General features: G+C 72.4%; 17 protein-coding genes and 1 pseudogene. 3 read left to right on the forward strand and 15 right to left on the reverse strand.

What is annotated here, in order from left to right:
* Nucleotides 1-2,447, reverse strand: a 2,447-nt coding sequence (locus Q7T15_RS10465) for a chromosome segregation SMC family protein (protein WP_304696018.1), incomplete at its 3' end; no start/stop codon positions are given.
* A gap of 100 nt (nt 2,448-2,547) precedes the next feature.
* On the opposite strand from Q7T15_RS10465, the gene Q7T15_RS10470 reads away from it, so the two are divergent.
* Nucleotides 2,548-3,669: a GNAT family N-acetyltransferase gene (locus Q7T15_RS10470; RefSeq protein ID WP_304696020.1), complete on the forward strand. Its 1,122-nt coding sequence runs from the start codon at nt 2,548-2,550 to the stop codon at nt 3,667-3,669.
* A 134-nt stretch (nt 3,670-3,803) separates the two neighbouring features.
* Here the strand turns inward: Q7T15_RS10470 and mutM are convergent, their stop codons facing one another.
* From mutM to Q7T15_RS10535, 13 genes are all read right to left on the reverse strand, one after another.
* Nucleotides 3,804-4,757 carry a bifunctional DNA-formamidopyrimidine glycosylase/DNA-(apurinic or apyrimidinic site) lyase gene (gene mutM, locus Q7T15_RS10475; RefSeq protein WP_304696022.1) on the reverse strand — a complete coding sequence of 318 codons (954 nt, stop codon included), beginning with the start codon at nt 4,755-4,757 and terminating at the stop codon, nt 3,804-3,806.
* Nucleotides 4,757-5,503 (reverse strand): ribonuclease III, encoded by a 747-nt coding sequence (rnc, locus tag Q7T15_RS10480; RefSeq protein WP_304696024.1) that lies wholly within the window; start codon nt 5,501-5,503, stop codon nt 4,757-4,759. Before rnc ends, mutM begins: the two co-directional genes overlap by 1 nt.
* 1 nt (nt 5,504) lies before the next feature.
* Nucleotides 5,505-5,708, reverse strand: coding sequence for a 50S ribosomal protein L32 (rpmF, locus tag Q7T15_RS10485; RefSeq protein WP_304696026.1), 204 nt, complete (start codon nt 5,706-5,708; stop codon nt 5,505-5,507).
* A gap of 60 nt (nt 5,709-5,768) precedes the next feature.
* Complete coding sequence (locus Q7T15_RS10490; RefSeq protein ID WP_304696028.1) at nt 5,769-6,296, reverse strand: DUF177 domain-containing protein; 528 nt, start codon at nt 6,294-6,296, stop codon at nt 5,769-5,771.
* Nucleotides 6,297-6,391: 95 nt separating this feature from the next.
* Nucleotides 6,392-7,759, reverse strand: a complete 1,368-nt coding sequence (locus Q7T15_RS10495) for an aspartate aminotransferase family protein (RefSeq protein WP_304696030.1) — start codon at nt 7,757-7,759, stop codon at nt 6,392-6,394.
* Between the two features lie 40 nt (nt 7,760-7,799).
* Complete coding sequence (locus Q7T15_RS10500; RefSeq protein WP_370689142.1) at nt 7,800-8,813, reverse strand: FAD-binding domain-containing protein; 1,014 nt, start codon at nt 8,811-8,813, stop codon at nt 7,800-7,802.
* Nucleotides 8,814-8,935: 122 nt separating this feature from the next.
* Nucleotides 8,936-10,093 carry an ABC transporter substrate-binding protein gene (locus tag Q7T15_RS10505; RefSeq protein ID WP_304696032.1) on the reverse strand — a complete coding sequence of 386 codons (1,158 nt, stop codon included), beginning with the start codon at nt 10,091-10,093 and terminating at the stop codon, nt 8,936-8,938.
* Nucleotides 10,094-10,165: 72 nt separating this feature from the next.
* Complete coding sequence (locus tag Q7T15_RS10510) at nt 10,166-10,978, reverse strand: ABC transporter permease (RefSeq protein ID WP_304696034.1); 813 nt, start codon at nt 10,976-10,978, stop codon at nt 10,166-10,168.
* The gene (locus tag Q7T15_RS10515; protein WP_304696036.1) at nt 10,975-11,811 is read right to left on the reverse strand and encodes an ABC transporter ATP-binding protein; all 837 of its coding nucleotides are present in this window, start codon (nt 11,809-11,811) and stop codon (nt 10,975-10,977) included. The genes Q7T15_RS10510 and Q7T15_RS10515 overlap by 4 nt, the downstream gene beginning before the upstream one ends.
* Complete coding sequence (locus tag Q7T15_RS10520) at nt 11,808-12,731, reverse strand: ABC transporter permease (RefSeq protein ID WP_370689141.1); 924 nt, start codon at nt 12,729-12,731, stop codon at nt 11,808-11,810. Before Q7T15_RS10520 ends, Q7T15_RS10515 begins: the two co-directional genes overlap by 4 nt.
* Nucleotides 12,728-13,744: a TIGR03842 family LLM class F420-dependent oxidoreductase gene (locus Q7T15_RS10525; protein ID WP_304696038.1), complete on the reverse strand. Its 1,017-nt coding sequence runs from the start codon at nt 13,742-13,744 to the stop codon at nt 12,728-12,730. The genes Q7T15_RS10520 and Q7T15_RS10525 overlap by 4 nt, the downstream gene beginning before the upstream one ends.
* 29 nt (nt 13,745-13,773) lie before the next feature.
* Nucleotides 13,774-15,237 carry a dihydropyrimidinase gene (gene hydA / locus Q7T15_RS10530; RefSeq protein WP_304696040.1) on the reverse strand — a complete coding sequence of 488 codons (1,464 nt, stop codon included), beginning with the start codon at nt 15,235-15,237 and terminating at the stop codon, nt 13,774-13,776.
* Between the two features lie 24 nt (nt 15,238-15,261).
* The gene (locus Q7T15_RS10535) at nt 15,262-16,110 is read right to left on the reverse strand and encodes a nitrilase-related carbon-nitrogen hydrolase (RefSeq protein ID WP_304696042.1); all 849 of its coding nucleotides are present in this window, start codon (nt 16,108-16,110) and stop codon (nt 15,262-15,264) included.
* A gap of 164 nt (nt 16,111-16,274) precedes the next feature.
* Here Q7T15_RS10535 and cofD point away from each other — a divergent pair, with 164 nt between their 5' ends.
* Nucleotides 16,275-17,300: a 2-phospho-L-lactate transferase gene (gene cofD, locus Q7T15_RS10540; protein WP_304696044.1), complete on the forward strand. Its 1,026-nt coding sequence runs from the start codon at nt 16,275-16,277 to the stop codon at nt 17,298-17,300.
* A gap of 353 nt (nt 17,301-17,653) precedes the next feature.
* A complete protein-coding gene (locus tag Q7T15_RS10545; RefSeq protein WP_304696046.1) occupies nt 17,654-20,275 on the forward strand; it encodes a bifunctional FO biosynthesis protein CofGH in 2,622 nt (873 codons plus the stop codon).
* Nucleotides 20,276-20,375: 100 nt separating this feature from the next.
* Here Q7T15_RS10545 and Q7T15_RS10550 read toward each other — a convergent pair.
* Nucleotides 20,376-20,592: pseudogene (locus Q7T15_RS10550) on the reverse strand (2-phospho-L-lactate guanylyltransferase); the annotation flags it as partial.

Consider the following 20,592-nt stretch of genomic DNA (forward strand, 5'->3'; position numbering starts at 1 on the left):
GCCTCGCGGCGGCGCTCGAGCTGCACGGCCTTGTCGCGCTCGGCGCGGACGCGCTCGCGCGCGGTCTCGAGCTCGATGCGGCGCTCCATCTCGGTCGCGCGGGCCGTCTCGAGCTCGCCGACGAGACCGTCGCGCGCGCTCGCGTCGAGCATCGGGCGGGGGCGCGCGGCGAAATCGGCGTGGGCGCTCTCGGCGCGCGAGACGCCGGACTCGGCCTCGCGCACGACCTCCTGCGCCTTCTCGAGGGAGGCGGCGAGGCGCGCGGCCTCGGCCTCGGCGGCCTCGGCCTGCGCACGGGCGCGCGAGACCTGCTCGCTGCGGGCCGCGCGCTGCGCATCCTGATCGCGGACCGCCGCGAGCGCCTCGGTCGCGACGCGGCGGGCGTCGGCGAGAGCGGAGCGCGACTCATCGAGGGTGAAGCGGGCGCGCTCGATGCCGGTCGAGACGTCGGCGAGGCGCTCGGCCGCGGCGTCGCGCTCGGCCGCGAGCTCGAGGCGGCTGCGGCCGGCGCCCGACCCGCCGCGGAGGACGGAGCGCGTGAGGACGTCGCCCTCACGCGTGACGACGTTGACGGCGTCGGTCACCGCGCCGAGCCGCTCGATCGCGGGCCACGCGGCGCGTGCGGCGGCGAGATCGTCGGCGATGAGGGTGCGCGACAGCAGGTCGGCGACGCCGGGCGGAGCGGTGACGACGTCGATCGCGGGGGTCAGGCCGCCAGTCGAGCGCAGGCCCGTCGTGGGCGCCGACGCGGTGCGCAGCTCGGCGAGGACGACCTCGACGCGCCCCGCCTCGGCGTCGCGCGCGCGCTCGAGCGCCGCGAGCCCGGCATCGAGGTCGTCGACGAGGACGGCCTCGGCGAGCGTGCCGAGCGCTGCGGCGATCGCGGCCTCGAAGCCCGGCTTCACCTGCAGGTGGTCGGCGACGAGTCCGCGTACTCCGGCCGAGCCGATGAGGCCGCTCGCGCCGTCTCCCGAGTCGATCGCCTGCGAGAGGGCGCTCACGCGAGCGGCGAGAGCGTCGCGCTCGCGCTCGAGGGCGTGCAGGGCATCCCGCTCGGAGTCGATCGTCGACGACAGCGACGCCACGCGCGCGTCGGCGGCGGCGAGGGCGGCGTCGAGCTCGGCGTCGGCATCCGCGGCGTCCTCGAGCGCGGGAAGGGACGCGAGCTCGGCGCGCGAGGACTCCTGCCGGGCGCGAGCGGCCTCGAGCGAGTGCTCCTGGCGCAGCAGCTCGCCGCGCGCTGCCGCGAGGGTCGAGCGCGCGACGTCGACGCGGCTCGCGAGGCCGGCGAGCTCGAGGTCGTGCTGCGAGACGAGGGCCGACTGAGCCGCGATCTCCTCGTCGAGCGAGTCGAGGGCCGCGCGTGCGGTGGCAGTGCGGGCCGCCGCCTCGCCGACCGCGCGCTCGGCGTCGGCGACGCCCGACTGCAGGGCCTCCGCCTCGGCGAGCGCCTCGTCGACCATCGCCTGCGTGACCGTGGACTGCATGCCGGGGAGCTCGGACTGCTGGCTGAGGAGCGTGAGCTTCTGCTGCGCGAGCGAGCTGAGCGAGCGCACGCGCTCCTGCACCTGCTCGAGCGCGAACGAGGTGCGGCGCGCGCCGTCGACGGCGTCGCCGACCATCTGGCTCTCGATGCGCGAGACGCGGATGCGCGCCTGATCGAGCTGCTCCTGCACGACGATGCGCTCGCTCGTGCGCTCGCTCTCGGAGCGCTGGTGATCGGCGAGCGAGGCGCGCAGGGCGACGACCTCGTCCGCGAGGAGGCGCGCACGGGCATCCCGCACGATCGCCGCGATCGTCTGCGCCTCGCGCGCGATCTCGGCCTGGCGCCCCAGCGGGGTCAGCTGGCGGCGGATCTCGCCCGCGAGGTCGTTGAGGCGCGTGAGGTTCGACTGCATCGCCTCGAGCTTGCGGACCGTCTTCTCCTTGCGGCGACGGTGCTTGAGAATGCCGGCGGCCTCCTCGATGAAGCCGCGGCGCTCCTCCGGGCTCGCGTGCAGCACCGCGTCGAGCTGCCCCTGGCCGACGATGACGTGCATCTCGCGGCCGAGACCGGAGTCGCTCAGGAGCTCCTGCACGTCGAGGAGCCGGCACGACTGCCCGTTGATCGCGTATTCGCTGCCGCCGTTGCGGAACAGCGTGCGCGAGATCGTGACCTCCGTGTACTCGATCGGGAGCATCCCGTCGGAGTTGTCGATCGTCAGCTGCACCTCGGCGCGACCGAGCGGCCCGCGCGTCGCGGTCCCGGCGAAGATGACGTCGCTCATCGTGCCGCCGCGGAGGGTCTTCGCGCCCTGCTCGCCCATGACCCAGGCGAGGGCGTCGACGACGTTCGACTTGCCCGAGCCGTTGGGCCCGACGACGCACGTCACGCCCGTCTCGAACTGGAACGTGGTCGGCTGCGCGAACGACTTGAAGCCCTTGAGAGTCAGGCTCTTCAGGTGCACGCGGCGCTCCGTCTCGGGGGTGGGGTGGCGATCGTCCCCTACCGTAGCGGCTCGGTGCGCTGTAGCCTGGCGGGCTGGCCGACGGTTCAGGAGGCGTGTGATGACGACGTTCACGATCGAGCAGTTGAGCATCCCGCCGAGCCTCGACGCGCCCGGGGCGGAGGACTTCCGCGCGAGCGTCGACGTGCGCAACGCGGTGCGCGTCCACGACGCGGGCACGGACGACGTCGCGGCGAGCGCCGAGCTGCTCCTGCCCGGCTGGCTCGACCCCCACGAGCCGAAGACCCTGCTCGTCGCGCGCGTCGACGGGCGCATCGTCGCACGCGGGGTGTGCGAGCGGCGCGTCGACGAGACCGAGACGGCGTGGATGATCGCCGAGGTGCACCCGGACTTCCGCCGGCGCGGCATCGGGCGCGCGCTGAGCCTCGCGCTCGAGGAGGCGGCGCGGGCCGAGGGGCGCTCGAAGTTCATCGTGTACGCGCCCTCGCCCGAGCCCGCGGGCGGGTCGGCGGCGGGCCCGTCCGGCGAGATCGAGCGCGTGGATGCCCCCACCGGGTTCGGCTCCGTCCCGGCCGGCAACCCCGAGGTGCGGCTGCTGCGCGACCTCGGCTACTCGCTCGAGCAGGTCGAGCGCGGCTCGCGCCTGCTGCTGCCCGTCGACCCCGAGCTCCTCGCTGCCGCCACGGCTCGCGCTCGCGCCTCGGCGCCGGAGGCGCAGTACCGCCTCCACTCGTGGGTCGACCGGACGCCGCCGCAGTGGCGCGAGGGCATCGTGCACCTCCTCACGCGCATGAGCACCGACGCGCCGAGCGCTGGGCTCGAGGAGCCGGAGGACGCCTGGACGGTCGAGCGACTCCTCACCGATGAGGAGGCCAACGCGGGCGTGCGGATCGCGCTGACGACCGCCGTCGAGTACGTCGCGAGCGGCGCGCTCGTCGGGTTCACCGAGATCGCCGTCCCGACCGAGGCGGATCGCTCGCCCTGGCAGGAGGACACTCTCGTGCTGCGCGAGCACCGCGGCCACCGACTGGGCCTGCTGCTCAAGGCCGAGAACCTGCGCCTGCTGCAGGAGCGCCACCCCGAGCGCCGGGCGATCACGACCTACAACGCCGAGGAGAACCGGCACATGCTCGACGTCAACGAGGCGCTCGGGTTCCGGCCGTTCATCTACGAGGGCGCGTGGCGGAAGGACCTGGCCGCTCACCGAAACCCTGCCGGCTGACGCGTCTATCGGTCACTCGTCGCGGCCATCGCCGGCGGGCGCGTCAACGACTGACCGATAGACGCCGCCGGCGACGCGGCGGGCGACTCGGAGCAGGGCTGGCAGCGCAGGCATCGCACCGCAGCGCCCGCGGCTCAGGCCGCGCCGCGCACCGCGCGCAGGCGCTGGCAGCGGGGGCAGAAGTGCGACCCGCGGTTCATGAACTGCTCGCGCACGAGCATCCGCCCGCAGCGCGAGCACGGCGAGCCGTGCTGCCCGTACGCGCGCAGCGAGTGGCTGAAGTAGCCGGAGGCGCCGTTGACATCGACGTACTGCGCGTCGAAGCTCGTGCCGCCCTCCTCGAGCGCGCGGCGCAGCACGGCGCGCACCTCGCCGAGCAGCTCGCGCGCCTTCCGAGTCGAGATCGTCGAGGTCGGCTGGTCGTAGTGCAGGCGCGCGGCCCACAGCGACTCGTCGGCGTAGATGTTGCCGATGCCGCTCACGAGGCCCTGGTCGAGCAGGGCCCGCTTGATGCCCGTTCGGCGCGCGCGCAGCGCCGCGAGGAACCGCGCCTCGTCGAACGCGGGGTCGAGCGGGTCGCGCGCGATGTGCGCCACCTGCCCCGGCACGAGCGGCAGCGGGCTGCCGTACCCGCCCGGCGCCCCGTCGGGCGTGCGGGCGAGCGCGTCGAGCGCCATCGAGCCGAAGATGCGCTGGTCGACGAAGTCGACGCGCAGGGCGCCGTGATCGGGATGCGCGAGGCCGAGCACGATGCGCGTGAGCGGGGCGACCTCCGCGTCGACGCTCCGCAGCAGCACCTGGCCGCTCATGCCCAGGTGGACGACGACCGCTTCGACCGGGTCGCCGAACGCGCCCGTCTCGCCGACGGGGGCGGCGTCGCCGACGGCCACGGGCATCCACAGGAATTTGCCGCGGCGCACGGCCGAGTCGATGCGGGCGCCCGTGAGGCGGTCGATGAAGTCCTCGGCGGGGCCGTCGTGCCGGCGCAGCGAGCGCTCGTCGAGCACGCGCACCGAGGTGATCGTCGCGCCCGTGATGGCGGGGACGAGGCCATGCCGGACGACCTCGACTTCGGGGAGCTCGGGCATCAGGCCGAGGGTCGACCCTGCAGCGTCGTCCAGGCGGAGAGCGCGGCGGCCATCTCGGCCTGCTTCTTGCTCGTGCCCTCGCCCGACGCGATCGCCTCGCCCGAGAGCAGCACCGTCGCGGTGAAGCGCTTCGAATGGTCGGGGCCGGTGTCGGTGAGCTCGTAGACGGGCAGGCCGTGGCCGCGCTGGGCGGCGAGCTCCTGGAGGGAGGTCTTCGGGTCCATGGCGGCGCCGAAGCGCGTGGGGTCGGCGACGAGCGGAGCGACGAGGCGCAGCACGAGGTCGGTCGCGGCGTCGTCGCCGAGATCGAGGAAGGTCGCGCCGATGAGCGCCTCGAGCGTGTCGGCGAGGATGGACGACTTGTCGCGGCCGCCCGTCAGCTCCTCGCCCTTGCCGAGCTTGAGGTGGTCGCCGAGGCCGATCGTGCGCGCGACCTCCGAGAGCGCGACGGCCGACACGAGCGAGGCGCGGCGCTTGGCCAGGTCACCCTCGTCGAGGTCGGGGTAGCGCGAGTAGAGCATGACCGTGACGGCCTGCCCGAGGATGGCGTCGCCGAGGAACTCGAGACGCTCGTTGTTGCGCGGCGCGTTGTTCTCGTACGCCCACGAGCGGTGGGTCAGCGCGACCTCGAGCAGCTCGGGGTCGACGGATACGCCGAGCGCCCGCGTGAGCTCCGAGCGATCGGGAGTGCTCTCGCGGGCGCGAGCGGGCGTCCGCCTCTGCTGAGACGACGCGGCGCCGGACACGTCAGACGTCGGCGACCTTGCGGCCCTTGTACTCGAGGAACAGCGGGGTACCCGCCGAGTCCTCGACCACGCGGGCGCGGTGCGGCAGGCTGTAGACGACCTTGCCGTTCTCGATGGACTTGACGAGGGTCGGAACCTGCGCCTTCCACTGCGAGCGACGCGAAGCCGTGTTCGAGCGCGACATCTTCCGCTTGGGAACAGCCATGATCTCTTCTCTCTCTCGTGTCGGCGCGCAAGGGCGCCGGAGTCTTAGTGGGTTCGTGCTCTAGTCGGTACCGTCGGTGGTTTCTGCCGCAAAGCCCTGCAGAGCGGCCCAGCGCGGATCGATGATCTCGCGCGGCTTCCGCTCCGGGTGGTCGGCCAGTCGCTCGCCGGTCTCGGGGTCGAGACCGGGGCAATCAGGTCGGCACACCGGCTGGAACGGCAGCGACAGCACTACCGCATCCCGAACAACAGGTTCACAATCCACGTGGTTGTCGTGAACCGTGTAGTCGAAGGCGTCGTCAGGAGAATACGCGAAAACCTCCTGGAATTCGACTTCGAGCGGCAGCTCGACGCGGTCGAGGCAGCGCACGCAGTCGCCGACGGCGGTCGTCACGACGGTCGCCGAGACCAGGATCCCCTCGTGCAGGCCCTCGAGCCGCAGGTCGATCTCGATGGGCGTCCCCTGCGGAACGGTCACGACCGACGCGCCGAGCTGCTCGGGCACGTCGAAGGCGAGCGACTTCTCGCGCATCTCGCCGGCGCGGTGCATGAGGTCGCGCACGTCGACGCGGTAGGGGGAGGTAGGCATAACGCTCCATTCTCGCACGACGGCGGGCGAGCATCCGATTCGGGATGCCCGCCCGCCGTCGATGCAGGCGGCTCGCGCGGTGCGCGCGCCGGCTCTCAGCCCGCGGCGACGGCCGCGAAGGCCTCGTCGTAGGCGACGAGCGCGCGCTCGACCTCCTCCGGCGTGACGATGCACGGCGGCACGACGTGGATTCGGTTGTCGGCCGCGAAGGGCAGCACGTGCCGCTTCATGAGCTCGGCCTTGAGCTTCCCGATGACGCTCGCGGCGACCGGCTCGCGGGTCTCGCGATCCGTGACGAGGTCGAGCGCCCAGAAGACGCCGAGGCCGCGCACCTCGCCGATCATGTCGTGCTTCTCGGCGAGCGCCCGCAGGCCGGGGCCGAGGTGCTTCTCGCCGATCATCTTCGCGTTCTCGACGATGCCCTCGTCGGTCATGGCGTCGATCGAGGCGACGATCGAGGCCATCGCGAGCGGGTGGCCCGAGTAGGTGAGCCCGCCGGGGAAGACGCGCTCATCGAACGCCGCCGCGATCTCGGGCGAGATGACGACGCCGCCGACCGGCACGTAGCCGGAGTTCACGCCCTTCGCGAAAGCGATGAGGTCGGGGACGACGCCCTCGGGGTTGACGGCCTCGCCCTGCCAGGCGAACCACTCGCCCGTGCGGCCGAAGCCGGCCATGACCTCGTCGGCGATCCACACGATGCCGTAGCGGTCGCAGATCGCGCGCACGCCCGCGAGGTAGCCGGCGGGCGGCGAGAAGATGCCGGCCGTGCCCGGCACCGACTCGAGCACGATCGCGGCGATCGTGTCGGGCCCCTCGGCCTGGATGGTGCGCTCGAGGTGCTGGAGGGCGCGCTCGCACTCCTCGGTCTCGGTCGTCGCGTGGAACTCGCTGCGGTACAGGAACGGCCCGAACACGCGCAGGTGGCCCCACGCGTACTCGTTGGGCATGCGCCGCCAGTCGCCCGTCGCGGCGATCGCGGCGCCCGTGTTGCCGTGGTAGCTGCGGAAGGTCGAGATGACCTTGTGCTTGCGCGTCGTGAGGCGCGCCATGCGGATGGCGTTCTCGATGGCATCCGCACCGCCGTTGGTGAAGAAGACCTTCGCGAAGCCGGGGCCGGCCTTCTCGACGATGCGCTTCGCCGCCTCGCCGCGCGCGAGGTTCGCGTGCGCAGGGGCGACCGTCGCGAGCTCGGCGGCCTGCCGCTGGATCGCCGCGACGATCTTCGGGTGCGAGTGGCCGATGTTGGTGTTGACGAGCTGGCTCGAGAAGTCGAGGTAGCGCTCGCCGTCGTACGTCCAGACCTCGCAGCCCGCCGCGCCCGCGATGACGAACGGGGCGAGGGCGCCCTGCGCGCTCCACGAGTGGAAGACGTACTGGCGATCGAGCTCGAGGGCGCGGGCGCCGTCGGCCGGGTCGAGGTCGGGCTGGGTGGTGTGCGACCGGTTCAGAGTGTCGGTCATCGCTATCGGTCCTTGAGTCGGAGGGACGGGATGGTGCTCATTATCGTCCGTCCCGGCCGATTCTCTGAGTGCGCAGGAGCGCAGGGATCCGCTCGCGGAACGGGAAGAACCCGCGCGTCGCGTGCGGCCACGCCGTCGCGTCCCACTCGCGCAGCAGCATCGTGAGCGGCAGCCCCTCGGCGGCGAGCTCGGCCGAGGCCGCGTCGAGCTTCGCGCGGGCGGGTCCGACGGGCGCGTACGGGGTCACGAGGGCCGTCGCGCCGTGGGCGCGCGCCCACTCGATGAGGGCGGATGCCCGCATCCCGTCGAGCGCGCTCGCCGGCGCCCCGAAGGCGGTCGCCGCGCGATCGCGGCCATCGGCGAGCGCGTGCGCGGTGAATTCGGCCACGAGCGGGCCGCGCGTCCCGATCGGGGAGCGCTCCTCCCCCGCCGCCGGGCTCGCGACGGCGACGACCTCGGCTCCGGCCTCCTCGAGCTGCGCGGCGAGGCTCTCGGCGTGCAGGTCGTCCTCGTGCAGCAGGAGCGCGACGGGCCCGCGCGGCGGGGCGACGACCCCGGGCGGCGCGGCCGGAGGCGGCACGGGCGCGTCGTCGCTCACCGGGATCGCCTCGGTCGCGAGCCCCGTGGGGCGGAAGCGGCCCTCGGTCGCGAAGTCGATGTTCTGCGTCGTCGCGAGGTACGTCTTGCCGACCGTCTGCAGGCCCGCGACCCACCGCCAGGAGAGCGTGTTCGACGCGGGGTCGCCGTCGAGCAGGTGGCGCAGGAAGAAGTCGGCGCCGAGCTGCCACGGCAGGCGCAGCGTGAAGATCCAGATGCTCGCGAACCACATGCGCGCGTGGTTGTGCAGGTAGCCGAGCTCGACGAGCTCGCGCGCCCAGTCGTCGAAGCCGTCGATGCCCGTGCGGCCGGCGACGGCGTCGTCGTAGGTCGCGCGATCGGCGGCGCTGAGCCCCTCGAACGCCGGCGCGATCGCCGCGCCGTACCGCGCCCAGACGCTCGGCGGCGTAGGCGCGGCCGGCTCGGGGGACGAAGTCGGCGAGCCGCTCCCGGCCAGCGGCGCGCGTGGCGTCGAACGTCATGGGGCAATCGTGCGGCCTGTCGGCTGAGAGCCGGGGACGAAGAAGGGGCGGGATGCCCGACTCGGGCATCCCGCCCCCGCAGGTGGTGCGGAGCGGACTAGTTGCCGCCCTCCATGAGCTCGACCTCGATGGGCTCGAAGCCCTCGCCGAAGACGTCGACGCCCTCCTCATCGAGCTCGGCGAGAGCCCGCTCGATGTACTCGTTCGTCCAGACGCCCTCGCCGGGCTCCTCGGTGATGAGGCTCGCACCCGACTCGTTGACGGCGCTCAGCGCGGCGGCGACGGTGTCGTCGAACGCGCCCTCGTCGATGTAGCCGATGCCGTCCGGAGCCGGCCAGATGAGCTTGTTGGTCTCGTTGACCATCCACAGCTCGTGGCTCGGGCCCCAGCCGGAGCCGGCGTCGATCGTGATCTGCGCGGCGTCCTCCGGGTTCTCGGCGGCGTACACCCAGCCCTTGATGACGGCCTTGAGGAAGGCGACCGTGGTCTCCTGGTACTCCTCGTCGCTCTCGAGGCGCTCGGTGTCGGCCCAGATCGCGTCCTGCAGCATCGCGCCGACGGTGTCCTCGTAGCTGATGACGTTGAGGTCGTCGGCCGTGTACAGCTCGCCCGTCTCGGGGTTCACCGTCTCGAGCACCTGCGCGTACTCGTTGTACGTCATCGCCTGCGCCGCGTCGATGTCGCCGGAGAGGAAGGCGTTCATGTTGAAGTCCTGCGTGATGATCTCGACCGTCGACGAGTCGAGGCCCTCCTCGGCCATGGCCGCGAAGATCTCCCACTCGTTGCCGAAGCCCCACGAGCCGATCTTCTTGCCCTCGAAGTCGGCGACCGACTCGATGCCGCTGTCGGCCCACGCGACCTGCAGCGTGCCGGAGCGCTGGAAGATCTGCGCGATGTTGGTGACGTTCGCGCCGGCCTCGATCGAGCCGAGCACCTTCGGCACCCAGGCGATCGCGTAGTCGACATCGCCGTTCGCGAGGGCGTCCTGCGGCACGATGTCGCCGCCGGAGGGGATGATCTCGACGTCCAGGCCGGCCTCCTCGAAGTAGCCCTGGTCCTGCGCGGCGAAGTAGCCGGCGAACTGGCCCTGCGGCAGCCACTGCAGCTGCAGCTTGACCTCGGTGAGCTCGTCGCCGCCGGAGCCGCCCGAGCCGCCGTCGGTGCCTCCCGTGTCGGCGGAGCAGGCGGAGAGTGCGAGCGCGGCGGTGAGGCCGAGCGCGCCGATCGTCGCGAGGCGACGAGTGCTGTGGATCATGTCGTGTCCTTTCAGTGATTCCCGGGTGGTGTGGTGCGGGGTCTGGTGGTCAGGAACGGGGGTGCTCCCGCGTCAGCCGCGACGCGAGACGGCGCGCTCGATGGCGAGCGCGACGAGGTAGAAGGCGAGGCCGAGCACGATCGCGGCGACGACGTACGCCCAGGCGCGGGCATACGCGCTCGAGGCCGCCGAGGTCGAGATGAGCCCGCCGAGCCCGCCGCGCGGGCCGCCGAAGTACTCGGCGACGAGCGCCGAGATCACGGCGAGCGACGACGCGAGACGGATGCCCGTGAAGGTGAAGGGCGCGGCGGTGCGCAGCGTGATCGTCTTCATGGTCTGCCAGGGCGTCGCGGCGTAGGCGCGCATGAGGTCGCGGTGCACGGGACGCGTCTGCCGCAGGCCCCTCGCGGTGTTGATGAAGACCGGCACGAAGGCGGCGAGCGCCGCGATGAGCTGCCGGCCGGTCTGCGCGTCCGCGCCGAACGCGGTGTTGAGCACGGGGGCGAGGGCCACGATCGGCACGACCGCGAGGGCGGCGACGATCGGCGCGAGCATCCCGTCGACGAGGCGAGCAGCGGAGGCGAGGAGCGCCGCGACGATGCCGACGATCGTGCCGGCCAGGAGCCCGATGAGCGCGTTGAGGCCTGTGAGGCCCGCGGCACTCGCCATCGACGGCGCGAACGCGGCGATCTCCTCGCCGATCGCGGCGGGGCTCGGAAGGAGATAGGCCTCGATGAGGCCGCTCCCGGCGAGCAGCTGCCACAGCGCGATGACGACGACGCCGAGGATGACCGGCGCGAGCATGCGCTCGGCCGTGCTCGGCGCGCGCTCGACGGCGGGGGCGGCCCGACCCGGCCTCGCTCGGCTCGTGGCGGTCGCGCTCATCGCGTCTCGACTCCGCGCGGCCCGGAGACCGGGGTGCCGTGGAGCGCCTCGCGCACCGCGGTGATCATCTCGAAGAACGCGCCGTCCTCCCGCAGGTCGTCGGCGCGATCGGCGGCGCGCCCGAGGCGCATCGGCACGATGTCGGCGATACGACCGGGGCGCGGCGACATGACGACGACGCGGTCGCTCAGGTACACCGCCTCGGGGATGGAGTGGGTGACGAAAACGACTGCGGCGCCCGTCTCGGCGGCGATGCGCAGCAGCTCGGTCTGCATGTACTCGCGCGTCATCTCGTCGAGCGCGCCGAAGGGCTCGTCCATGAGCAGGAGGGCGGGCTTCTCGGCGAGGGCGCGCGCGATCGCGACGCGCTGCTGCATGCCGCCGGAGAGCTGGTCGGGGAACTTCTGGGCGAAGTCGCCGAGGCCGACGAGCGCGACGAGCTCGTCGACGCGCGCGGCGCGCTCGGCCGGCCCGACGCCGTGCAGTTCGAGCGGGAGGGCGATGTTGCCGGCGACGGTGCGCCACGGCAGGAGGCCCGCCTGCTGGAACGCGATGCCGTAGCGCTGGTCGAGCCGCGCCTGGTGGGCGCTCGTGCCGAAGACCTCGACGGTGCCCGAGGTCGGCGAGTCGAGGTCGGCGATGATGCGCAGCAGGGTCGACTTGCCGCAGCCGGAGGGACCGATGAGCGAGATGAACTCGCCGGGGGCGACGTCGAGGTCGATGCCGCTGAGCGCGACGACCTCGCCCTGCTTGGTCGAGAACGTCTTGTCGACGCCCCGCGCGCTCACGGCGGACGTGATGGTGGTGGAGATCGGGGTGCTGGTGGGGGTCATTGCGTCGCCTCCGCGCGTCGGTAGTTCCGGAAGATGAGGCCGAGGATCGCGACGGATCCCGCGGCGATGAGGCCGAGGGCGACGGCGCCCGCGATGGGGGCCCACGCCTTCGCCGGGTCGCCGCTCGCCTGGCCGGCGTACTGGATGATGAGTCGGCCGATGCCGCCCTGGAGCCCCGTCGAGACCTCGGCGACGATTGCGCCGACGACGGCGTTCGCCGCGGCGAGCCGCAGAGCGGGCAGCAGGTACGGCACGGCGGCGGGCAGACGGACGCTGCGCAGCGTCGCCCACCAGCCGACCGAGTAGGTGCGCAGGAGCTCGAGGTGGATCGCGTCGGGCGCCTGCAGCCCGCGCAGCGCGCCGACGGCGACGGGGAAGAACGCGAGGTAGCTCGCGATGACCGCGACGCTCATCCAGTCCTGCCACTCGAACGCGCCGATCTCGATCCGCGAGCCCCAGCTGCGCACGAGCGGCGCGAAGGCGATGAGCGGCACCGTCTGGCTCAGCACGATCCACGGGAGCATCGCCGACTCGGCGAGGCGCCAGCGCTGCATGACGAGCGCGAGCGCGATGCCGACGACGACGCCGACGACCCAGCCGGCCGCGGCGATGCCGAGCGTGAGGGCCGCGGCGAGCACGATCTCGAGCCACAGGGGCCGTGCGCCCTCGGCGCGCGTCACGGGCTCGAGCAGTCGCGTCGCCATCTCCCACACGTGCGGCATCGCGAGGTCGCTCGTCCGCGGCAGCACGCGCGCGTCGCCGATGACGACGCCGTCGGCGGGGCCGATGGCCTTGTAGAGCTCCCAGCCGACCGCGAGCAGCAGGATGCCGAGCAGCCCGTAGCCCCACAGCCGCAGCCGTGCGCCGCGATCGCGCGCGCGCCGGCGCGGCGGCGTGAGGGCGATCGCGGCGTCGGTCACGCCGTCGCCCGCCGGGCCCCGCGCAGCGCGGGGATGACCGTCTCGCCGTAGACGCGCAGCGTCTCCTCCTTGTTGTCGTGCTGGAGGTAGCCCGCGAACTGGTCGACCCCGAGGTCGCGGAGCGCCTCGAGCTTCTCGATGTGGTCGTGCGCCGAGCCGAGCACGCAGAAGCGGTCGACGATCTCGTCGGGAACGAAGTCGACGTGGTCGTTGCCGGCCTTGCCGTGCGTGTTGTAGTCGTAGCCCTCGCGCCCGGCGATGTAGTCGGTGAGCGCCCGCGGCACCTCCGAGCCCTCGCCGTGCTTGGCGACGATGTCGGCGACATGATTGCCGACCATGCCGCCGAACCAGCGCGTCTGGTTGCGCATGTGATCCCAGTCGGTGCCGATGTACATGGGCGCGGCCACGCAGAACTTCACGCTCATCGGGTCACGGCCGGCGTTGTCGGCCGCCGTGCGCACCGTCTCGATCATCCACTTCGCGATGTCGAGGTCGGCGAGCTGCAGGATGAAGCCGTCGCCCACCTCGCCCGTGAGCTTGAGCGCGAGCGGGCCGTACGCGGCGACCCACACCTCGAGCTCGCTGCCGTGGCTCCACGGCAGCTGCAGCATCGTGCCGTTGTACTCGACGGCGCGCGAGTTGCCGAGCTCGCGGATGACGTGGATCGACTCCCGCAGCTCCTTGAGCGTCGTCGGCTTGCCGTTCGTGACGCGCACCGCCGAGTCGCCGCGGCCGATGCCGACTACCGTGCGGTTGCCGTACATCTCGTTGAGGGTCGCGAAGACGCTCGCCGTGACGGTCCAGTCGCGCGTGGCGGGGTTCGTGACGAAGGGGCCGACCTTCACGCGGTGCGTCTCGGCGAGGATCGCCGAGTAGATGACGTACGGCTCCTGCCACAGGATGTGACTGTCGAAGGTCCACACGTGGCTGAAGCCGTACTGCTCGGCGAGCTTCGCGAGGTGGACGGTGCGGCTGGCGGGCGGGTTGGTCTGGAGTACTGCTCCGAAATCCATGGATGCTCTTCTCTCGATGACTCGGAGGCTCAGACGAGGTACTGGCTGAGGCCGCGGCGCAGGTACTGACCGTGCCCGGCCCGCCCGTGGAAGGCGTCGTCGCGGATGACGACCGAGCCGCGCGAGATGACCGTGTCGACCTTCCCGTCGATCTCGAAGCCCTCCCACGCCGCGTGGTCCATGTTCATGTGGTGCTTGCGGCCCGTCGGGCGGCCCTCGTCGTCGACCGGCATGCCGATCGAGGTGTGGCCGTTCGGGTCGTAGACGACGACGTCGGCGTCGGCACCGGGGGCGATGACGCCCTTCTTGCCGTAGAGGCCGAACATGCGCGCGGGCGTCGTGCTCGTGATCTCGACCCAGCGCTCGAGCGTGATCTGCCCGGTCACGACGCCCTGGTACATGAGGTCCATGCGGTGCTCGACCGAGCCGATGCCGTTGGGGATCTTCGAGAAGTCGCCGAGGCCGAGCTCCTTCTGGTCCTTCATGCAGAACGGGCAGTGATCGGTCGAGACCATCTGGATGTCGTTCGTCCGCAGGCTCTGCCACATGTGGTCCTGGTGGCCCTCCGCGCGAGAGCGCAGCGGCGTCGAGCACACCCATTTCGCGCCCTCGAAGGCGCCGTACTTCTCGCTCACCGCGCCCAGCTGCTCCTCGAGCGAGAGGTACAGGTACTGCGGGCACGTCTCGCCGAAGACGTTCTGACCGATGTCGCGAGCGGCGGCGAGCTGCTCGACCGCCTGCTTCGCGCTCACGTGCACGACGTAGAGCGGCGCGCCGGTGAGGTTCGCGAGCATGATCGCGCGGTGCGTCGCCTCCTCCTCCATCTGCCAGGCGCGCGCGACCCCGTGGTAGTACGGGTCGGTCTTGCCCTTCGCGAGCAGCTGCGCGACGAGCACGTCGATCGCGGGGCCGTTCTCGGCGTGCATCATCGTCATGAGGCCGTGCTCGGCGGCGACCTGCATCGCGCGGAGGATCTGGGCGTCGTCGGCGTAGAAGACGCCGGGGTACGCCATGAACATCTTGTAGCTCGTGATGCCCTCATCGATGAGCTTCGGCAGAGCATCCAGCGAATCGTCGTCGACCCCGCCCACGATCTGATGGAACCCGTAGTCGATCGCGCAGTTGCCCGCGGCCTTCTCGTGCCACGCGCTCAGCCCGTCGAAGACCTTCTGCCCCGCCGTCTGCACGGCGAAGTCGATGATGCTCGTCGTGCCGCCCCACGCGGCCGCGATCGTGCCGGTCTCGAAGGTGTCGATCGCGGCGGTGCCGCCGAACGGCAGCTCCATGTGGGTGTGGGCGTCGATGCCGCCGGGGATGACGTACTTGCCCGTCGCGTCGATGACGTCGTCGACGGAGGCGGCGAGGTCGTGGCCGAGCAGGGTCGAGCCGGGCTCGAGCACGGCGACGATGCGCTCGCCGTCGATGAGGACGTCGGCCGCGCCGCGCCCGGTGGCGCTCACGACCGTTCCGCCCGTGATGAGGATGGTGCTCATGGTGCTCCTTCGGGTGCGGGCGGATTACGGGCGGGTGGTCGCGGTGTACGAATCCGGCCGGCGGTCGCGGTAGAACTGCCACGAGTTGCGCACCTCGCGGATGAGCCCGAGGTCGATGTCGCGCGTGACGATCTCGGTCTCGTCCTGGCTCGCGACCTCGCCGACGTAGTTGCCGCGCGGGTCGACGAAGTAGCTCGAGCCGTAGAACGTCACGGCGAGGTCGCCGAACTCGTCGCTCTCGGTGCCGATGCGGTTGTTGGCGCCGATGAAGTACTGGTTCGCGGCGGCCGCGGCGGGCTGCTCGAGCTCCCACAGGCGGTTCGAGAGGCCCGGCTTCGTCGCGCTCGGGTTGAAGACGATCTCGGCGCCGTTGAGACCCAGCTCGCGCCACCCCTCCGGGAAGTGCCGGTCGTAGCAGATGTACACGCCGACCTTGCCGACGGCGGTGTCGAAGACGGGGTAGCCGAGGTTGCCGGGGCGGAAGTAGAACTTCTCCCAGAAGCGGTCGAGGTTGGGGATGTGGTGCTTGCGGTACTTGCCGAGCACCGTGCCGTCGGCGTCGACCACGACGGCGGTGTTGTAGTACACGCCCGGCATGTCCTCCTCGTAGATCGGGAGGACCATGACCATCTTCAGCTCCTTCGCGAGAGCGGCGAAGCGCTGGACGATGGGGCCGTCGGCGGGCTCGGCGTAGTCGTAGTACTTGGCGTCCTCGATGATGCCGAAGTACGGGCCGTAGAAGAGCTCCTGGAAGCAGATGATCTGCGCTCCGTCGGCTGCGGCATCGCGCGCGAACTGCTCGTGCTTCGCGATCATCGACTCCTTGTCACCGGTCCAGGTGGTCTGAGTGATGGCGGCGCGGATGACTGACATTGATGAAACCCCTTCTCATCGTTGAACTGGGGCCAGTGTGCGGTGCGAGCGTTTCCGGCTCGTTTCGCCCAATGACGCGTGGGTAAAACCTAGGCCCGCGGATGCGCGCGTGCACAGGGGCGCGCACGAACGAGCACGCAGGGCTCCCGGGTTAGCGTGGGGGCATGCGGATCACTGTGCTCGCGGGCGGCGTCGGAGGGGCGCGCTTCGTGCGCGGCGTGCGCGAGGAGGTCCGCCGGAACCGGCCGGGAGCATCCGTCGACGTCATCGTCAACACGGGCGACGACTGGTGGCTCGCGGGTCTGCGGATCACCCCCGATCTCGACTCGATGCTCTACACGCTCAGCGGCCAGAACGACGAGGAGCGCGGCTGGGGCCGCGTCGGCGAGAGCGAGCGCGTCTCGGCCGAGTTGCGCGCCTACGGCGTGACGCCCGAGTGGTTCACGCTCGGCGACCTCGACCTCGGCACGCACATCGCGCGCACCGCGTGGCTCCGCGCGGGCGCCTCGCCCTCGGAGGTCGTCGCGCGGCTGCAGGAGCGGTGGGAGCTCGGTGTGACCCTCCACCCCGCGACGGACCAGGAGGTCGACACGCACGTCGTCGTCTCCGACCCGGGCGCGGTCGACGGCACGGGCGAGCGCGAGCTGCACTTCCAGGAGTGGTGGACGCGGCACCGCGCCGGCATCCCCGCCCTGCGCTTCCACCAGCACGGGCTGCACCACGCGATCCCCTCGGTCGGCGCGCTCGGCGCCCTCCTCGACGCCGACGTCGTGCTCGTCGCCCCGTCGAACCCCGTCGTCTCGATCGGCACGATCCTCTCCGTCCCCGGCATGGCGCAGGCGGTCGCGGCCTCCCCCGGCACGATCGTCGGCGTCTCGCCGATCATCGCCGGCGCCGCGGTGCGCGGCATGGCCGATCAGTGCCTCTCGGCGATCGGGGTGGCGACGGATGCCGCCGCCGTCGCCCGGCACTACGGCGCCCGGTCGACGGTCGTCCGGCAGGCGACCGGGGCTCGCGGGCTCCTCGACGCCTGGCTCGTTGGCGAGGAGGACGCCGACGCCGTAGACGCGCTCCAGTCGGACGGCATCGAGACCCGCGCGGTGCCGCTGTGGATGCGCGACCTCGTCACCGCGGCCGATCTCGCGCGCGACGCGCTCGACCTCGCGCTCGAGCTCCGCGGCCGGCCGTGAGCCGGACCGGGCGTCCGCTCGTGAAGCTCGGCCGCCGGTCATAGACGCAAGCACGTCGCCGACGGCGACCTCACGCAGGAGGAGGCCGACGAGCGCCTCGCCGAGGTCGAGGAGCGCATCACCGACCGCGTGAACGGAGAGGCTCCCGAGCGCGGCGACGGCGACCGCGGGATGCACGGGCACGGCGCGCAGCGGGGCTAGGCTGGCGGCACTCACGCAGTGCGCTCCGTCTTGAGCGCTCGAGACGGAGCGGCACTCGCCCGCTCCTCCCCCGCGGGTCGGCGTGCCCGCAGCCGATCCGCTCGCGCCCGCGGCCGCCCGTGCCGCGATCGCCGGCCGACCACGGAGACCTCGTGACCGACGCCGCATTCGTGCCCACCGCATCCGCCCTGTCGCGCGCGCTCAAGCGCGCCGAGAACGGGGTCGCCCTCGACGCGACCGAGGCCGAGACGCTGCTGCACTGCCGTCACGACGACCTCGACCGGCTGCTCGCCGTCGCAAGCCGCGTGCGCGACGCGGGCCTGGAGCGCGCGGGGCGCCCCGGGGTCATCACATACTCGCGCAAGGTGTTCATCCCCCTCACGCACCTGTGCCGCGACCGCTGCCACTACTGCGTCTTCGTGCAGACCCCGAATCAGCTCGCGGCGCAGGGCAAGCCGCCCTTCATGAGCCCCGACGAGGTGCTCGAGGTCGCGCGGCAGGGCGCGGCGCTCGGCTGCAAGGAGGCGCTCTTCACGCTCGGCGACCGGCCGGAGGACCGCTGGCCCGCCGCGCGCGAGTGGCTCGACGCGCACGGCTACGACTCGACGATCGACTACCTGCGGGCGATGGCGATCCGCGTGCTGGAGGAGACCGGTCTGCTGCCGCACCTCAACCCCGGCGTCATGACGTGGGAGGAGATCCAGCGCCTCAAGCCCGTCGCGCCGAGCATGGGCATGATGCTCGAGACGACCTCGCGGCGCCTGTTCGAGACGCGCGGCCTCGCGCACTTCGGCAGCCCCGACAAGGACCCGGATGTCCGCCTGCGCGTCCTCGAGGACGCCGGCCGCTCCTCCGTGCCGTTCACCTCCGGGCTCCTGCTCGGCATCGGCGAGACCTACGCCGAGCGCGTGGACGGCCTGTTCGCCCTGCGCGCGACCTCGCGCCGCTTCGGGGCGATCCAGGAGGTCATCATCCAGAACTTCCGCGCGAAGCCGCGGACGGCGATGCGCGCCGCCGACGACCTCGACCTGCAGGAGTACATCGCCGCCGTCGCCGTCAGCCGGCTCGTGCTCGGGCCGGGCGCGCGGCTGCAGGCGCCACCCAACCTCACCGACGCCGAGGAGCTCGGCCTGCTCATCCGCGCGGGCATCGACGACTGGGGCGGCGTGAGCCCGCTGACGCCCGACCACGTCAACCCCGAGCGGCCGTGGCCGCAGATCGACGAGCTCGCGCGCCTCACCGCGCTCTCGGGCTTCACGCTGCTCGAGCGCCTCACCGCGCACCCCCACTACGTGCGTGCCGAGGAGCCGTGGCTCGACCCGCGCGTGCTGCCGCACGTGCGCGCGCTCGCCGCGCCCGACGGCCTCGCGGACGAGTCGGTGCTGCCCGTCGGCCTGCCGTGGCAGGAGCCCGACCCCGACTGGGCCGGCTCGGGCCGCGTCGACCTGCACACGGCGATCGACACCGAGGGGCGCCGCACGGCGGCTCGCGGCGACGTCGACGCCGTGTACGGCGACTGGGACGAGCTGCGCGAGGCCGTCGGCGACACGACCAGGGTGCGCACGGCATCCCCCGCCCTGTCGGCGGGCGTGCGCGCAGCGCTGCGCCGCGCCGAGACCGACCCGGCTGGCCTCACCGACGCCGAGTACCTGACGCTGCTCGAGGCCGACGGCGACGACCTCGACGCCCTCGCCTCGCTCGCCGACGACGTGCGCCGCGACACCGTCGGCGACCCCATCGGCTACGTCGTCAACCGCAACATCAACTTCACCAACGTCTGCTACACCGGCTGCCGCTTCTGCGCCTTCGCGCAGCGGCGCACCGACGCGGACGCCTACACGCTGTCGATGACGCAGGTCGGCGACCGCGTCGACGAGGCCTGGGCCCTCGGCGCGACCGAGATCTGCATGCAGGGCGGGATCCACCCCGACCTGCCCGGCACCGCGTACTTCGACCTCGCGCGCGAGGTCAAGCGCCGGCAGCCCGAGATCCACCTGCACGCCTTCAGCCCCATGGAGATCGTCAACGGCGCGACCCGGACGGGCCTGTCGTTCGCCGAGTTCCTGACGGCCGCGAAGGAGGCCGGGCTCGACACGATCCCCGGCACGGCCGCCGAGATCCTCGACGACGAGGTGCGCTGGGTGCTCACGAAGGGCAAGCTGCCCGCCGCGACGTGGGTCGAGATCGTGTCGACCGCGCACCGGCTCGGAATCCGCTCGTCGAGCACGATGATGTACGGGCACGTCGACAACCCGACCCACTGGGTCGGGCACCTGCGCACGCTCGCGGCGCTGCAGGACGACACCGGCGGCTTCACCGAGTTCGTGCTGCTGCCGTTCGTGCACGCGAGCTCGCCCGTCTACCTCGCGGGCGTCGCGCGCCCCGGCCCGACGGCGCAGGAGAACCGGGCCGTGCACGCCGTCGCGCGCCTCCTGCTGCACGGGCGCATCGACCGCATCCAGACCTCGTGGGTCAAGCTCGGCACCGCTGGCACGCAGCTCATGCTGCAGGGCGGCGCGGACGACGTCGGCGGCACCCTCATGGAGGAGACCATCAGCCGCATGGCCGGCGCCGACAACGGCTCGGAGAAGACCGTCGCCGAGCTCGAGGAGCTCGCCACGGCGATCGGCCGACCCGCGCGCCAGCGCACGACGACGTACGGCACCCCGAGCGAGGAGCGCCTCGCGGCCGCGCGCGCGCACCGCACCGAGGGCTACGCGGCGACCGGGCGTCGCCTCGCGCTCACGATCGCCGAGGTGCGCGCGGGGGCGTAGGCGCGGCCCCGTCGCGGCGTGATCGTCGGCGAGCCGCACGCTCGGCGTCAACGCAGCACTTCTCCTGGACGTAGGCGCCCAGACGGGTGCGGCGAGAACGTCAGCCGTCGAGGAGGGCGCGCGTGCGCGGCCCGAGGGCGAGTGATGCCGCGGCGCGCAGCTGATCGAGCGTGTCGACGTCGCGGCGCAGACCCGAAGATGCCGGGAGCGCGAGCTCGACGTACCCCGCGGCGCGGTGGCGCGCGGCGGAATCGGGGCCGAACGCCGGACCGTGCGTCACCCCGGCCCGCGCCACGATGAGCGAGGTGCCCGATCCC

This window comes from Microcella sp., from assembly GCF_030645145.1.
GTDB lineage: Bacteria > Actinomycetota > Actinomycetes > Actinomycetales > Microbacteriaceae > Microcella.

Excerpts from the sequence above, each read along its gene's own strand:
- Q7T15_RS10470 (WP_304696020.1), top strand. The coding sequence starts at position 2,548 with ATGACGACGTTCACGATCGAGCAGTTGAGCATCCCGCCGAGCCTCGAC.
- mutM (WP_304696022.1), bottom strand. The coding sequence starts at position 4,757 with ATGCCCGAGCTCCCCGAAGTCGAGGTCGTCCGGCATGGCCTCGTCCCC.
- rpmF (WP_304696026.1), bottom strand. The coding sequence starts at position 5,708 with ATGGCTGTTCCCAAGCGGAAGATGTCGCGCTCGAACACGGCTTCGCGT.
- Q7T15_RS10490 (WP_304696028.1), bottom strand. The coding sequence starts at position 6,296 with ATGCCTACCTCCCCCTACCGCGTCGACGTGCGCGACCTCATGCACCGC.
- Q7T15_RS10495 (WP_304696030.1), bottom strand. The coding sequence starts at position 7,759 with ATGACCGACACTCTGAACCGGTCGCACACCACCCAGCCCGACCTCGAC.
- Q7T15_RS10505 (WP_304696032.1), bottom strand. The coding sequence starts at position 10,093 with ATGATCCACAGCACTCGTCGCCTCGCGACGATCGGCGCGCTCGGCCTC.
- Q7T15_RS10510 (WP_304696034.1), bottom strand. The coding sequence starts at position 10,978 with ATGAGCGCGACCGCCACGAGCCGAGCGAGGCCGGGTCGGGCCGCCCCC.
- Q7T15_RS10515 (WP_304696036.1), bottom strand. The coding sequence starts at position 11,811 with ATGACCCCCACCAGCACCCCGATCTCCACCACCATCACGTCCGCCGTG.
- Q7T15_RS10525 (WP_304696038.1), bottom strand. The coding sequence starts at position 13,744 with ATGGATTTCGGAGCAGTACTCCAGACCAACCCGCCCGCCAGCCGCACC.
- hydA (WP_304696040.1), bottom strand. The coding sequence starts at position 15,237 with ATGAGCACCATCCTCATCACGGGCGGAACGGTCGTGAGCGCCACCGGG.
- Q7T15_RS10535 (WP_304696042.1), bottom strand. The coding sequence starts at position 16,110 with ATGTCAGTCATCCGCGCCGCCATCACTCAGACCACCTGGACCGGTGAC.
- cofD (WP_304696044.1), top strand. The coding sequence starts at position 16,275 with ATGCGGATCACTGTGCTCGCGGGCGGCGTCGGAGGGGCGCGCTTCGTG.